This is a genomic window from Bradyrhizobium sp. URHC0002, assembly GCF_054059515.1.
Map to the genome: position 1 here is coordinate 6,691,997 of NZ_JBSSCF010000001.1, position 15,219 is coordinate 6,707,215.

A 15,219-nucleotide genomic window follows, 5' to 3' on the forward strand; every position below is an offset into this window, starting at 1 on the left:
CATGTTGTCGATCAGCCACCTGACCTTGACGGCTCGCCTCGGTGGCCAGAGCGTCGAGGTGCTGCGCGACGTCTCCCTGAAGTTGGAACGCGGCAAGGTGCTCGGCCTGGTGGGCGAGTCCGGAGCCGGCAAGAGCATGATCGGTCGGGTCATCGCCGGCCACATTCCAACGGGCTTCGAAGTCACGAAAGGCCGCATCGTCTTCGACGACACGGACTTGCTCGCGCTGAACCGCAAGGCCTGGCGGCGGCTGTTGGGGCGGCGTATTGCGTTCGTTCCGCAGGAGCCGTTGACCGCGCTCAATCCGGTGCTGACCATCGGCCAGACATTCGCCGAGCACCTGGCCCATCTTGGGGTGCCCGCCGCCGAGAGACGGCCCTTGATGCTGCAGCAGCTCGACTCGGTGCATTTGCCGAACCCGACTGAACTGGTCCACCGCTACCCGCACGAACTTTCGGGCGGGCAATGCCAGCGGGTCCTGATCGCCATGGCCTTTGCCGCCAATCCGGCGCTAATCGTGGCCGACGAGCCCACAACAGCCCTGGACGTCGTGAGCCAGGCGAACGTGCTCAGGCTACTGGCCGAGCAGAGAAGAACCCATCAGACGGCGATGCTGCTCATCACGCACGACCTGCGGCTGGCCTCTCATGTGTGTGACGATATCGCGGTACTGTATGCGGGCGAACAGGTGGAATACGGACAGGCCACAGAAGTGCTGCGCCGCTCCCGTCATCCCTATACCTGGGCGCTGGATCACGCCACGCCGGACGTGCACGGTCCGCAGCGCCAGCTGCCAGCGCTGGCTGGGCAGATGCCCGGTGTGTCGACACTGGGCGGGATCAGCGGATGCCGGTTTGCGGCGCGCTGCCCGCAAAGCCAGGCGGCGTGCACGGCTCAGCCGCCGGCGCTTGCGGAGCGCGCCAGCGGCCATTGGGTGCGCTGCATCTATCCGCGCGAGGTCGGGGCTCGCACGCTAACGGCGGCCGGTGAAGCCAGCGCAACAGCCACCAGCGGATGGAGCGCCCCGCGCGGGGATGCCGCCGCGCCGTCGCTGGTGGAGTTGCAGGATGCAACGCTGCGGTACACCGCGCGCCGCGGCATTCTGGGTCGGCGCAAGGTACAAAACGTGGCCGTCAACCAGTTGTCGTTTAAGGTCCAGCCTGGCGAGTTCGTAGGGATCGTCGGGGAAAGCGGCAGCGGCAAGAGTTCAGTGGCGCGCCTGATCGTGGGTGCCGAGTCGCTGACCAGCGGCAGATTATTGATCGAAGGGCAGGAACGAGTCGGCGCCAAGGCACTTCGGCTTACGCGTGAACACGTGCAGATGATCTTCCAGGACCCGCACTCCGCGCTAAACCCTCGCCGCTCGGTGTACCGGCTGCTGACGCAGGCCTACGAGTCCGACCACATGGCGTCGAAACGCCATCCACGGCAGGAGCGCGCGCACGAGCTGTTGAACGATGTCGGGCTGCCGCTGGACGCGATGATGCGCTTCCCCAGTCAATTGTCCGGCGGACAGAAACAGCGCGTCAACATCGGCCGGGCTTTGTGTGTGATGCCGAGACTGGTGGTGGCCGACGAGATCGTGTCCGGCCTGGACGTGTCCGTGCAGGCACAGGTCCTCAACCTCTTGATCGAACTGGGGCGGCGACACGGCATTGCGCTGGTGCTGATTTCACACGACCTGTCGGTGGTGCGCTACCTGTGCTCGCGGGTGGTGGTGATGCAGCATGGAAACGTAGTGGAGCAAGGGAACACCGAAGAGGTCTTCGCGAATCCTCAGCATCCCTACACCCGGTTACTGCTGGCCTCGGTGCCGCCGGCGGACCCGTCGATCGTGTGGCCGCCCGAGACCGCCGTTGCCTGAGAGAGCACGGCCACGGCCGTGCCCGCCGTGACCTGCAGTCAACCGTTAGCATTTGATGGAAGGTGACACCCAACGCGTACAGATCGCTACACGAAACGACCGATCGAGCGTCGTGAAACCACGGTGCGTGAGCACCTGGTCGGCCACGACTTGAAAGAAAAGCGGCGTAACGAGCGCGAACAGAGCAGGAAGAACGATGCAACTAGGACCTCGCCCAGACGATCCCAAGTAACGCTCTCATATTTGCTGCATTCTGCTCTCGGCCATCTCGCGAACGGCCGCTTTGCGCCAGAAGCGGTCATTCACCAAAAATGGAGGGGCGATCATGGAACTCACGTTTGGCTCGTTGCTATCCGACAAACAGGCGCGACAATGCCGGGCCGACATCGGAATAGCGCGGAGGATCGGCGCCGGTGCGGCTGCATGTGAAGGCCGCGCAAGCCGCCGCAAACGACAACGCCCGATCAAGCTCGCCGGCTTTCATTTGCGCCAGCGCGCCGCGCTTGATCCGCCCGATGGCGCGCAAGGCGAATAACAGCGCGGCCTGAAAGCTGTCGCCTGCCCCGATCGTATCCACCACCTCGACGGCGGGCGCCTCGACCCGGACGGGGCCCGCCGCCCCGTGCCACGCCTGCGCCCCTCTGATCCCTCGCGTGACAACGACGAGGCTCGTTCCGGCCGCGATCAGCGACTTTGCTTTTTCCCCGCAATCGCTACCGCCATAGAGAAACTCAAAATCGACATCCGACATCCGGACGATGTCAGCCGTTGCGGCAAACGCATCCATCTGATCGACGTAGCGGGCCTTGTCGCTGACCAGATTAGGCCGGCAATTCGGATCGAAGGAGATGGTCGTTACGCCGGCCGCATCTTCGATCATCGCAAGTGCCTGGGCCGCGCCCTCCTCGTTGGCAAGCGTCGTCGATCCGACATGGATCGCCTCGATCTCGTCGAAGGGGATAGTGCCGGTTCGATAGGTCCAGTTTCGGGACGCGGTTGCCTCGTCATAGAAGGCATATTGCGGTTCGCCCCCGACATAGCGGACGAACGCGAGCGTCGTCTGACGCGCGCTGCGCGTCGCGTAGCGCAGGTCGACCTGGGAATTCAGCGCGTGGTCGGCGACAATTCGCCCGAACAGATCGGTCGAGATGCCGCCGACAAACCCGGCCGGAGCGCCCAGACGCGCCATGCCGACCGCGATGTTGAGACAAGAACCGCCCGCGACCGGCACGGCGGCGTCCCGCCCATCAATCGACGTGACGGGCAGGAAATCAACCAGGGCATCTCCACAACTCAGCAGCATCGCTCTACTTCTTCGTTTCAAGCCCGGCGCGCAATGCGATCCCCTGCATCGCATTGCGGCTTTCGGAATCGAGCTTTCGCATCAGCCCATGAACCTTTCGCTTGGTGCGATGGAAGTCTGCCATTCCAGCCGCGGATGGTTCGCTCAGCCGGCCGATCGCCGACATCGCGGTCATAGCCTCGCCGATCGATCCGCGAGACTTCGCCGCCACCGCGCCCAGCATGGCGGCGCCGAGCAGGACAGGCTCCTGCGTTTCCGGAACGGCAACGGTCAGGCCCGTGGTATCGGCCATGATCTGACGGACCAGGGGACTTCGCCCGGCGCCACCGCTGATCACCATCATGTCGCTGTCCACGCCGTGGGATCGAAACGCCTCCACGACATCCGCCAGACCGTAGGCGAGCCCGCAGAGCCCGGCCACGAACAGCCGTTCCATCGAGCTGATGTCGACGTCGAGATCCATTCCCGCGACAACTGCACGCGCGTCGGGATCGGCGAAAGGCGACCGGTTGCCGAGAAACTCGGGCAGGACGTGGATGTCACGGGCAAACAATGCCGCCTCGCCCAGGCTTGCCGCACGCGGGACGATGCGCCGTTCGAGAAACTCCGGGATCTCCATGCCGGCCGCGTGCGCCACGGCCACGGCCTCGCCATAGGCGGGATGGGATTTTACAAGGTGATCTATCGCCGCACCGGCCGCGGACTGACCACCTTCGTTGAGCCAGAAGCCTGGAACCATTCCCGAATAATAGGGGCCCCAGACGCCCGGAACGAAACGCGGTGCCGATGTTGTCGCCATGATGCAGGCCGAGGTCCCCATGATGTAAGCAAGGCGACGACACACATCGACCGCCGCATTAGATTTTCCATGCCCCCCAATCGTGCCGACACCGCCGGCATGAGCGTCGATCAGCGAGGCCCCGACGGGCGTCCCTTCGAGCAGACCGAAGTCGCGTGCCGCGGATTTTGATAGCCCCGTTCCCAGCGGCGTGCCGGGTGCGACGATCTCGCTGCCAATTTTCGCATACTGGTCGGCGGCAAGATCGCCTAGACCGACGCGTTCGAAATAGCTCTCGCTCCAGCGCTGTTCGTGGGCGAGATAATTCCACTTGCATGCCAGCGTGCACATCGAACGCGCAAGCGAACCGGTCGCGCGAAACGAAAGATAGTCGGCGAGGTCGAAGAAATGCCCGGCCGCCTGATAGGTCGACGGCAGATGCCGCTTCAGCCAAAGCAATTTCGGAATTTCCATTTCCGGCGAGATCGAGCCGCCGACATAACGTAGCACGTCGTCCCGCGTCTCGTTGACCCGGCGGGCTTCCGCAATAGCGCGGTGATCCATCCAAACGATGACATTGCGCCGTTCGTCACCGGAGCCACTGACGGTTAGCGGGCGGCCTTCGGCATCCAGCACCACAAGCGAGCAGGTCGCGTCAAAACCCAGACCCTTGACCGCGGAAGGCGGAATGGCGGCCTCCCCCATCGCGGCGCGAACCGAAGCGGCGCATGCTGACCAGATCTCGGACGACGACTGTTCGACGACGCCGCCCGCTTCGTGCCATAGCGTGATCGGATGCCGGGCGGTCGCCAGCAAGGTTCCGTTCTCGTCAAATACTCCGGCGCGAGCGCTCGACGTCCCGACGTCGATGCCGATGAAGGCCTGCTGCATTGCAACCCCACTACAGATCAGCGCCAGTTCACCAGCACGTATAACCTCCGTCAACGAGGACAACGCTCCCGGTCATCAGGCTGGCGGCGTCGGACGCCAAAAACAGGACGACGGACGCGATTTCGTCGACCTCTCCCATCCGAGCCATCGGCGTACCGCCGATCCAGGCATCGTACATCCGCGGGTTGCTTTTGACGAACGCGTTGAGGGGGGTGGTGATATAAGTCGGCGCCACGGCGTTGACACGGACGCCGCGCGCCCCCCACTCGGCCGCAAGCGATTTGGTCAGATGGTGCACCGCGGCCTTGGAGGCGTTGTAGTAGCACTGCTCTTGCGGTTTGTTGACGATGAAGCCGGACATCGACCCGATGTTCACGATGGAACCGGACTTCGCGTCCAGCATATGCTTGCCGAAGGCGCGGCAGCACCAGAACGTGCCGTTGAGATTGACGTCGATGACGTTGAGCCAATGTTCGTCGGCGACCTTCTCGGCAGGCGTCTCGCTCCGCGCAATGCCGGCATTGTTGACGAGGATATCGACCCGGCCGAAGCGAGATGTCAGCTGATCGGCGACCTCGGAAACGCGCCTTGGGTCTGTCACGTCCATGATCGCGATCTCGGCCTCCAGGCCCTTCGCTTTCAGGCTCGCGCATCCAGCAGCGGCAAGTTGGGAATCACGATCCGCGATGACGACCTTCGCTCCCGCCTCCGCCATGGCTTCCGCGCAGGCCAGTCCGATTCCCTGACCGCCGCCGGTCACCACGGCTGTCTTCTGGTCCAGTTTGAATTTTTCCAGATACATCTTTTTGTTGGTCCTGTTTTCCTATCGCGGCGCAGCGCGCCGTCCGCTCATGTCCTGATCACCGCGCCGTCCTTGTCGAAACGGTGCAGCCGGGTTGGATCGGGCGAAAGCCATACTCGGTCGCCGGCCTTGAGATTGAATTCTCCGATACAGCGCGCCGTCAGCAGACCGAGCTTGCCCGCGTCGACATAGAGGAAGGTATCGCTGCCGAGATGCTCGGCGACCGACACGGTCCCGGGCCAGCCCTCTCCCTCCTTGCCGATCTTCAGATGCTCGGGCCTGATGCCGAGGGTAGCGACGCCGGCCTCGCCGGCCGCCTCGCCGGACACAAAATTCATCTTCGGCGAGCCGATGAACCCGGCGACAAAAAGATTTGCCGGCCGCTCGTAGAGTTCCAGCGGCGAGCCGTATTGTTCGATATGGCCGGCGTTCAGCACTACGATCTTGTCGGCCATCGTCATGGCTTCGACCTGATCATGGGTGACATAGATGGCGGTGGTCGCAAGCTGCTTCTGCAATTTGGTGACTTCCAGCCGCATCTGAACGCGGAGCGCCGCGTCGAGATTCGACAAGGGCTCGTCGAACAGAAACGCCTTCGGCTCGCGCACGATCGCGCGCCCGATCGCGACGCGCTGGCGCTGTCCGCCGGAGAGCTCGCGCGGCTTGCGATCGAGATATGGAGTAAGATTCAGCGTGGCGGCGGCCGCCTCCACCTTGCGGTCGATATCCGGGCGCGGCAGGCCGGCCATCTTCAGGCCGAAAGCGATGTTGCCGCGGACGCTCATATGCGGATAGAGCGCATAGGATTGGAACACCATCGACAGGCCGCGCTTGGCCGGCGGCACATCCACCACGTTCTTGCCGTCGATCAGGATTTGCCCGCCGGTGACGTCCTCCAGTCCGGCGATCAGGCGCAAGAGCGTCGTCTTCCCGCAGCCGGACGGTCCGACGAACACCACGAAGGAGCCGTCCTCGATATCCAGATTGGCATCCTTGATGATGTTGACCGGTCCGAACGATTTCCGGACTCCCTGCAGCGTGATCTGGCCCATGATCTCTGTTCCCTTGCTATTTGACCGCGCCGAAGGTCAGTCCGCGGACAAGCTGCCGCTGCGTGAACCAACCGAGGATGATGATCGGCGCAATGGCGAGCGTTGAGGCGGCCGACAGTTTTGCCCAGAACAGGCCCTCAGGACTCGAATAGGATGCGATGAACGTTGTGAGCGGTGCGGCCTCCAGCGTCGAAAGATTCAGCGTCCAGAATGCCTCATTCCACGCCAGGATGAAATTAAGCAGCAGCGTCGAGGCGAGGCCTGGGACGGCCATCGGCGTCAGCACATAGACGAGTTCGCGCCCGATGGTCGCCCCATCCATCCGTGCCGCTTCGAGAATGTCTTTCGGGATTTCCTTGAAGTAAGTGAAGAGCATCCAGATCACGATCGGCAGATTGCCGAGGCAAAGAATCATCACCAGACCGGCGCGCGTATCGAGCAGCCCGAAATCGCGGAAGATCAGATAGATCGGAACCAGCACACCGACCGACGGCATCATCTTGGTCGAGAGCATCCAGAGCAGGACGTCCTTGGTGCGCTTGGTCGGCGCGAACGCCATCGACCACGCCGCGGGTATTGCGATGATCATCGCAATCAACGTCGACCCACCGGCAATGATGATCGAATTGAGCGCATGATGCACGTAGTCACTGCGCTCCTGCACCGTGGCGTAATTCTCGGTGGTCCAGTGAAACAGCAGGAATTTTGGCGGCATCGAGAACGCCTCGAGCTCGGTCTTGAAGCTCGTCAGCACCATCCATAGGATGGGCAGGAAAATCAAAAATCCGAACAGCCACGCCGCAGCCGTGGACACCCATACGCGTCTCGCCGTCACCTTGCGTGCCATCGCTTACGCCTCCAGATTCCGCCCGACGATCCGCACCAGGAAGAAGGCCACGATATTGGCGATCACGACCGCGACCAGTCCGCCGGCGGAGGCGTTGCCGACGTCGTACTGGACCAGCGCCTGCTGGTAGATCAGGAATGCGATATTGGTGGTCGCCAAGCCGGGGCCGCCGCCGGTCGTGACAAAGATTTCGGCGAACACGGTCAGCAGGAATATCGTCTCGATCAGGATAACCACGGTGATCGGCCGCGCGAGATGCGGCAACGTGAGATAGATGAAGGTCGAAAGCGCGCTCGCCCCGTCCATCTCGGCGGCTTCCTTCTGCTCTTCGTCCTGGGACTGCAGCGCCGTCAGCAGGATGAGGGTCGCAAACGGCAGCCATTGCCAGGCCACGATCAGGATCACCGCAAACAAAGGCACATCGTTGAACCAGTCGATCGGCGTTGCGCCCACGAGCGTCGCGACCCAGGCGAACAGCCCGGACACCGGATGCATCAAGAGGTTCTTCCAGATCAGCGCGCTCACGGTCGGCATCACGAAGAACGGTGCGATTACCATCAGGCGGACGATGCTGCGCCCCACCACCTGCTGGTCGAGCAGCAGGGCCAGCGGCGTGCCGAGCAGGATGGTGATGGCGAGAACGGAACCGACCAGCACCAGCGTGTTCCGCAGTGCGGTCAGAAAAGCGGGGTCGGTGAGAAAATATCGAAAGTTCTCCAGCCCCACGAAGCTCCAGGTTTCCGCGTCGAGCAGGCTGTAGTGCAGCGTCGAAAAATAGATCGTCATCGCCAGCGGGACGATCATCCAGATGAACAGCAATGCGACGGCCGGCGTCAGCAGAGCCCTACCGAGGACCTGGGTTTGCTCCGTCGCCATCGCCGCCTCCTGCTATCTCTTGAAGGGAGATGTGGCCGCCGTCCGTGCTTCGGCCGGTCGGCAGCCAAGATTGGCGCAGTGCGCTATTTGATATAGCCGGCGCGCTTCATTTCGCGTTCAGTGGCGCTTTGCGCGGCCGCGAGTGCTGCGTCCACCGTCGATGAACCAGCCAACGCCGCGGAGAACTGCTGACCGACGCTGGTGCCGATGCCCTGGAACTCCGGAATCGCCGCGTACTGCACGCCGACATACGGCACCGGCTGCACACTCGGCTTGTTCGGATCGGCGGCGTCGATCGATGCCAGCGTCAGCTTGGCGAACGGCGCGACCTTCAGATATTCCGGATTCTGGTAGAGCGAGGTTCGCGTGCCGGGCGGTACGTTGGCCCATCCCTCCTTCGAGGCGACGAGTTTGGTGTAGTCCTTGCTCGTGGCCCAGGCGATGAACTTCTCGGCGGCGGCGGTCTTCTTCGAACCCGCGGGGATCGCGAGATTCCATGCCCACAGCCAGTTGGCGTTCTTGCCAAGCCCCGCATTCGGCGCGAGCGCAAAGCCGACCTTGTCTGCAACCCTGGAATCCTTGGGATTGGTGACGAAGGAGGCGGCCACGGTGGCGTCGATCCACATTGCGCATTTGCCGGAGTTGAACAGCGCGAGGTTTTCATTGAAGCCGTTCGAGCTTGCGCCGGGAGGGCCGGCGGCCTTCATCAGATCGACATAGGTGGACAGCGTCTTCTTCCACTCCGGCTTGTCGAATTGCGGCTGCCATTTCTCATCGAACCAGCGCGCGCCGAACGAGTTCGACATCGCGGTCAGGAACGCCATGTTCTCGCCCCAGCCCGCCTTGCCCCTCAGGCAGATGCCGTAGACGCCGTCGGATTTGTCGGTGAGCTTCTTGGCCGCATCGATCACGAAATCCCAGGTCGGGTTTTCCGGCATCGTCAAGCCGGCCTTCTGGAACAGGTCGGTGCGGTACATGACCATCGAACTCTCGCCGTAGAACGGCGCGGCGTACAGCTTGCCCGATACCGACGCGGCGTCGCGGATCTTGGGGAGCAGGTCCGCGGTGTCGTAGTCGGGTCCCAGATTGTCGAGCGGAATGAGCCAGTTCTTCTTGGCCCAGATCGGAACCTCATAGGTGCCGATGGTGAGCACGTCGAACTGCCCGCCCTTGGTCGCGATGTCGGTCGTGACGCGCTGGCGCAGGACGTTCTCTTCGAGCGTCACCCATTTGACGGTGATATCGGGGTTTTTGGCGGTGAAGTCGTTGGTCAGCGCCTGCATCCGAATCATGTCGCCGTTGTTCACGGTGGCGATGGTCAGGGTTGTCTGTGCGACGGAAGGAGCTGCGCCCAACAGGGTAGCCGCGCCCAGGAGGGCGCCGAGGACGTGTTTCACGATAACCTCCCTTAGTGACGTTGAGCATATGCCCACGCCTTGCAATTATGTTCACACCGACTCCAGAGGTTGTCAAGGATCGGAATTGCGCTTGTGCACCGATGCGTAGACGGGAGGGCACGGTTCGATGGCCCGCATGCCTGGATCGGCTGGCGGGAACCTCCGCGCGCGACGAGGCCGAAAGACCGGTTTGGTTAGCTACGACTTGAGGATGGCGCCTGCGGTCGCCTCGTCGGTGATCAGCCCGTTCAGCAGCCGCCCCTTGAGCGCCGCCCTGATGGCCGAAACCTTGGCACGACCGACCGCCGCTCCGATGGTCAGGGCCTCGGCAGGTACCTGCGGTGGAATGCTGGTGAGGCGAAGGTTTGTCCCACCTTTGATCAGGTGCCCCTCCTCGTCAAATGCCCAGCCGATCAGTTCGCCAACGGCGCCCAGCCGCATCATCTCGAGCAGCTCTTCGCGCGAGACGAAACCGTCAATGTGGACTTGCGCCTGCCGGTCCATCTGCCCGACCCCGACAAGCCGCAGGTCGGCCTTGGCGGCGACCGCTCTCACCCTGGCGATCGGATCTATCTTGAGCATCTGGTCGCGCTCGCGCTCGGACGACATCAGAAACGGCAGCGGCATCGGATAGTGGCGCGCCCTGGTCCGATCGGCGAGACGACCGACGGTGTCGAAGAAGCTGGCAGAGCCGTCGGCCGAAATGTTTCCGACCAGCGACACGATCTGGTGGTTCGGACAGTCAATCGGAGACACGCGCTCGACGGCAGCCCGCACCGCTCTCCCGGTGCCCAGCGCCACGATCGTCGGCTTCTCGGTACGCAACGTCGTTTCGAGGATGTTCGCAGCCCGCTCGGCAATCCCGGCGGCCGAGAGCGGCGCAGCGGGGTCGGTTGGCACCACTTCGCAGTAGACGAGGTGAAACAAGTCCTTCAGCCGCGCCGCCAGCTCCATACAGGCCGTTATCGGGTGCTCCAGCCGGAAGGTAATCAGGCGCTCGGTGAGACAGAGTGAAACCAGGCGCTGGGCCGATGCCCGCGAGACCTTCAGCACTTTGGCGATTTCATCCTGGGTGTGGCCGGCAATAAAGTACAGCCAGCCAGCCCGCGCGGCTTCGTCCAGACGCGATTTCTCGTTGTCGGATGCTGCCATCAATCTGCTACCGGTCCGTCCGCCAAAAATCCGTCATTCGCCCGAACACCCGATCGGCCCCCGCCTCGCGCAGGATCGCCTGGCCGTCCCGTGACCGATAGTGGCTGCCGCCAACAAAGCCCCAAACCGTCATGCCGGCCGCCTTCCCCGCTTTGACGCCGCTGACGCTGTCCTCGATCACGAGGGCGCGGTGCGGATCCACCTGCATCCTCTCGGCCGCGTGGAGGAAAAGGTCGGGCGCCGGTTTGCCGCGCGCCACCATTTGGGAGGTATAAAGCCGCGTATCGAAATGCGGCGCAAGCCCGGTCAGCGAAAGCGAGAACGACACCCTGTCGATGTCGCTGGACGAGGCGACGCAATGCGGGATTCGCAGGTCCTCCAATACCGACTTCACACCTTCTATCGGGCAAAGCGCGGAAAGGAACGCCGCGCGAACCCCCGTCTTCAGTTCGGTCGCAAATTGCTCGGGGATTGCGCGCCCCAGCGCTTCATAATGCTGGAACACCGCCGTCACGCTTCGTCCAAGAAACAGATCGAGCGCCTGATCGATGTCAAGACCGATGCCATAGGCGGCCAAGGTTTCCGAAAGACAGCGACAACTCAGCACTTCGCTATCGACCAATACGCCGTCGCAGTCGAAAATGATGAGATCTGGCCTGATCATCGCGCGTTTCCTGACCCATATGAGAGCATATACTCAGATATTGGGCAATAACCCTCTGTTGCATGGAGATTGAGTACGGCCTTCCACAACGCTGTCGATGCGTTCCCGATTGCCTCAAGATGCCAACCGCGCTCGAGGATTTTCGGGACGAGCGGTACAGCTCTGTCAGCTGCAAAGATGCTGTCACCAATGGAGAAAACCGTCAGGCTACTCGGACTGTTCGATTTTTGGATTCTCCGTCGGAGAAACCCAGCGCGGCGAACACACACTTGGTGATTTAGCACCGAGTGCAAGAGTCCGCTTTGCGCCATGAGCGGACCTTCCGACCGGGTCCATTCTTATCGAAACTTGCTCTCTCGCCGTCGATGAAGGTTTTCTCGGCAGACGTGCCACCTTGGCGGCGCAGATGCCCTTATTGGATCGATCGCGCTCAAATAAGGCCATTGAGGAGCGGCGCCGTTGCGGAGACTGACCAAGGTAGGACGGAACCGACAGCTCTTCGGCTGCAACGAAAAACTAAGCCGCGAGATGTGGTCAAATGCCCCAGCGTAGCGCCGCTGTGTGCACCGGGGCATCCCACAATTCCTTCGCCTGGTCGTCGAGCACGGATACCGTGACCGAGGCGCCGGCCATGTCGAGTGATGTTACGTAGGACCCGGTCAGGAAACGTGTCACTTTGAGGCCCGCGCCGTCCAGAATTCGCCTGACACTGTTGACCATCAGATAGAGTTCGATCAGCGGCGTTGCGCCGAACCCGTTGACGAGCAGCAGCACTTCACTGCCCGGCTTCGGCGCAAGATCCCTAAGGATTGCCTCGCCCAGCTCTGCCGCGATCGCATCGGCGGGAACGAGCGCGACCCTGCGCCGTCCGGGCTCGCCATGAATGCCGACGCCCATTTCCATTTCATTGTCGGCCAGCGTGAAATTCGGCCGTCCCGCCGCCGGCACGGTGCACGGCGTGAGCGCCACGCCCATCGAGCGGGTGCGCTGGTTGACGTCGTCGCCGAGCGCCTTGAGGGCCGCCAACGGCATTCCCGTCTCGGCCGCAGCGCCGACCATCTTTTCCACGATCAGTGTTCCCGCGACACCGCGGCGACCGGTCGTGTAGGTCGACTTCTCGACCGCCACGTCGTCGTTCGTCACCACGCTCGCTACTTCCCGGCCGGCCATCTCGGCGGCCATGGTGAAGTTCATCACATCGCCTTCATAGTTCTTGACGATGAAGAGAACGCCTGCACCGGTGTCGACGGCCTCGGCGGCCTCGACCATCTGGTCCGGCGTCGGCGAGGTGAAGACCTGGCCGGGACAGGCGGCATCGAGCATACCGCGACCGACAAAGCCCGCATGCAGCGGTTCATGCCCCGAACCGCCGCCTGAAATCAGTGCGACCTTGCCCGGTTTCAACGATCGACGGCGCACGAATTTGCGCTCGGCACCAAGAAGCAGGATATCCGCATGCGCGGCCGCAAAGCCGTCAAGACTTTCCTCGAGTACCGTCTCGGCGCCGTTGATCAGCTTTTTCATAAACGCCCTCCCGATGGTTCACTTGCGGTTCGAAAAATCCCTCAGCCGACGCTCTCGGCGTAGCGCGCAAGCTGCGCCGCAAAATCGATGACGAGTTGTTCGAGCGCGCGGTTTTTCTTGTCGTCGCCCAGATCGGGCACCGTTACCGCGATGGTGCGCGTGCGCGCTTCGCGATGGGATGGTCGCAGCCGGCCGGGATGCGCGCGTCCGTAGGCTCCCAGGAAGGCCGCGCGCTCCGCGCCGGACAGATGGCAGACTTCGAAGATGATCGGGACATGCTTCGCCGGAATCGGCACCAGATAAGCCGGATTGGTAATCTGCGTCACGAAGGAGCGGTTCTTGCCCAGCGCCGCCGCAAGCCTGAGCCTGGTCCCCGACGGCCGGTTGTCGAGCACCCGCCGCAGGATGACCTTGTAGTCAGCAACATTGCTGTCGCCCGGCGCACGCGTGTCTTCGTCTGCTTCGTCCGTCATGAACCTACCTTTGCGATCGCGGTCTTGAGCCGCGCTACGGTCAACGGCGCCACCGAGAGGGTCCGCAAGCCGGTCGCAAGCAGTGCCGTCGTGAGGCGGGTGTCGGCCGCCGCGTCGCCACACAGCGAGACCTCGACACTGCGCTTGCGGGCAGCCTCAACGGTGCGGACGATCAGCGCCAGCACCGCCGGATTGCCTGCATCGTTGAGGTCGGCCACCGCGCCGATATCTCGCGCCGCGGCCATCGTGTACTGCGTCAGGTCGTTCGAGCCGATCGAATAGAACGCGGCGCCGAAATCCTCGGCGCACAGCGCCGCCGCCGGAACCTCGATCATGATACCGAGTGGCGGGCGGGTACAGGCGATCCCTTTCGCCTTCAGTGCTGCGACCTCGGCGTCAAGCATGACACCGGCGCGATCGAGTTCCGAGGGAACCGCGATCATCGGCAGCATTACTTTCAACATCCCATGCACGGCCGCACGTGCCAGCGCCCGCAGTTGCACGCGGAACACCTCGGGCCGCGCCAGCGAGAGGCGGATGCCGCGAAGGCCGAGAAACGGATTGCTCTCGCCGTCAACCGTCAAGCCGGCGATAGGCTTGTCGCCGCCGGCATCGAGGGTGCGGATCGTTACCGGCCTTCCCTGGGCCCACTCAAGAATGCGCCGATAGATCGCATATTGCGTGTCCTCGTCCGGCAGGCCGTGAGACGCCTCGAACAGGAATTCCGTGCGCACGAGACCGATGCCGTCGCAAATCGCGGGATCGAGGCTCGCAAGGTCTTCAGGGGCGGCGATGTTGAGCTGAACCGCGATCCGCCGGCCATCGGCCGTACAGGCAGGCGCAAGGCTCGCGGCCTCGGCGGCGGCGAGCGCAGCGTTCGCAGCCGCCATGCGCTGCTCGAACAGGCGACGGGTCTCCGGCTCGGGATCGAAGATCACGCTTCCTGCATCGCCATCGACCAGTGCCAGCGCCGGCGGCTGCCCGTTCCACGACAACGGACCAAGCCCGACGACCATGGGCGCGCCGCGCGCCCGCGCCAACATTGCGACATGCGAGGAAGGTGAGCCTTCGGCCAGCGCGATGGCGCCGCCGTGCGACCAGTCGGCGGCAAGAAAAGCGGAAGGCGTGATGTCGTCAGCCGCCACGATCGAGCCACCAGTAATCCTGGCGATCGTGTCCACGCCGCTCAAATGCGCGAGTACGCGATCGCGGATGTCGACGATATCGGCGGCACGGGCACGGAAATATTCGTCTTCAGCAGCGCGGTAGCCAGCGATCTCCTCGTCGAGTGCCAAGCGCCAGGCATGGTCGGCAGTGATTCCCACCGAGATGACCTCATATGCCGCAACCGCCAGCGCATCATCTTCAAGCATGGCGACCTGGAATTCCAGAATGTCGGCCACCTCGCCCTGAATCGTCTTGATTTGCTCGGCGATCTCCGCCCTCGCGCCTTCGATTGCCGCCCGCAGTGCCGCCGCCTCCTGCGCGGGATCCTCGCTCGCCGTCCGCCTGGCCACAGCCGCAGTCAGCATGGTGACTGGTCCGATCGCGAGACCCGGCGAGGCAGCACGGCCGATGAGATGAATCTCTGCCACC

The 15,219-nt window shown here is 63.2% G+C and carries 13 protein-coding genes; 1 reads left to right on the top strand and 12 read right to left on the bottom strand.

Features of this window, described 5'->3' with window-relative positions; translation table 11 throughout:
- The first annotated feature begins 1 nt into the window (after position 1).
- Positions 2 to 1,864: a dipeptide ABC transporter ATP-binding protein gene (locus ACVWVY_RS32750; RefSeq protein ID WP_456630256.1), complete on the top strand. Its 1,863-nt coding sequence runs from the start codon at positions 2 to 4 to the stop codon at positions 1,862 to 1,864.
- A 349-nt stretch (positions 1,865 to 2,213) separates the two neighbouring features.
- On the opposite strand, the gene ACVWVY_RS32755 is transcribed toward ACVWVY_RS32750, so the two are convergent.
- From ACVWVY_RS32755 to ptsP, 12 genes are all read right to left on the bottom strand, one after another.
- Positions 2,214 to 3,167 (bottom strand): carbohydrate kinase family protein, encoded by a 954-nt coding sequence (locus ACVWVY_RS32755; RefSeq protein WP_456630257.1) that lies wholly within the window; start codon positions 3,165 to 3,167, stop codon positions 2,214 to 2,216.
- A 4-nt stretch (positions 3,168 to 3,171) separates the two neighbouring features.
- Positions 3,172 to 4,836: an FGGY-family carbohydrate kinase gene (locus tag ACVWVY_RS32760; RefSeq protein ID WP_456632367.1), complete on the bottom strand. Its 1,665-nt coding sequence runs from the start codon at positions 4,834 to 4,836 to the stop codon at positions 3,172 to 3,174.
- 28 nt (positions 4,837 to 4,864) lie between these two features.
- Positions 4,865 to 5,638, bottom strand: coding sequence for an SDR family NAD(P)-dependent oxidoreductase (locus ACVWVY_RS32765; RefSeq protein WP_456630258.1), 774 nt, complete (start codon positions 5,636 to 5,638; stop codon positions 4,865 to 4,867).
- Positions 5,639 to 5,685: 47 nt separating this feature from the next.
- Entirely contained in the window at positions 5,686 to 6,690 is a 1,005-nt protein-coding gene (locus tag ACVWVY_RS32770; protein WP_334385024.1) for an ABC transporter ATP-binding protein, read from the bottom strand.
- Between the two features lie 16 nt (positions 6,691 to 6,706).
- The gene (locus ACVWVY_RS32775) at positions 6,707 to 7,537 is read right to left on the bottom strand and encodes a carbohydrate ABC transporter permease (protein WP_456630259.1); all 831 of its coding nucleotides are present in this window, start codon (positions 7,535 to 7,537) and stop codon (positions 6,707 to 6,709) included.
- A 3-nt stretch (positions 7,538 to 7,540) separates the two neighbouring features.
- Complete coding sequence (locus ACVWVY_RS32780; RefSeq protein WP_456630260.1) at positions 7,541 to 8,413, bottom strand: carbohydrate ABC transporter permease; 873 nt, start codon at positions 8,411 to 8,413, stop codon at positions 7,541 to 7,543.
- An 83-nt stretch (positions 8,414 to 8,496) separates the two neighbouring features.
- Positions 8,497 to 9,810 (bottom strand): ABC transporter substrate-binding protein, encoded by a 1,314-nt coding sequence (locus ACVWVY_RS32785; RefSeq protein ID WP_456630261.1) that lies wholly within the window; start codon positions 9,808 to 9,810, stop codon positions 8,497 to 8,499.
- A gap of 198 nt (positions 9,811 to 10,008) precedes the next feature.
- Positions 10,009 to 10,962: a sugar-binding transcriptional regulator gene (locus ACVWVY_RS32790; protein WP_456630262.1), complete on the bottom strand. Its 954-nt coding sequence runs from the start codon at positions 10,960 to 10,962 to the stop codon at positions 10,009 to 10,011.
- A gap of 7 nt (positions 10,963 to 10,969) precedes the next feature.
- A complete protein-coding gene (locus tag ACVWVY_RS32795; protein ID WP_456630263.1) occupies positions 10,970 to 11,626 on the bottom strand; it encodes an HAD family hydrolase in 657 nt (218 codons plus the stop codon).
- A gap of 534 nt (positions 11,627 to 12,160) precedes the next feature.
- Positions 12,161 to 13,150, bottom strand: a complete 990-nt coding sequence (dhaK, locus tag ACVWVY_RS32800; RefSeq protein ID WP_456630264.1) for a dihydroxyacetone kinase subunit DhaK — start codon at positions 13,148 to 13,150, stop codon at positions 12,161 to 12,163.
- A 41-nt stretch (positions 13,151 to 13,191) separates the two neighbouring features.
- The gene (locus tag ACVWVY_RS32805) at positions 13,192 to 13,623 is read right to left on the bottom strand and encodes a hypothetical protein (protein ID WP_456630265.1); all 432 of its coding nucleotides are present in this window, start codon (positions 13,621 to 13,623) and stop codon (positions 13,192 to 13,194) included.
- Complete coding sequence (ptsP, locus tag ACVWVY_RS32810; protein WP_456630266.1) at positions 13,620 to 15,218, bottom strand: phosphoenolpyruvate--protein phosphotransferase; 1,599 nt, start codon at positions 15,216 to 15,218, stop codon at positions 13,620 to 13,622. Before ptsP ends, ACVWVY_RS32805 begins: the two co-directional genes overlap by 4 nt.
- Position 15,219: the final 1 nt, after the last annotated feature.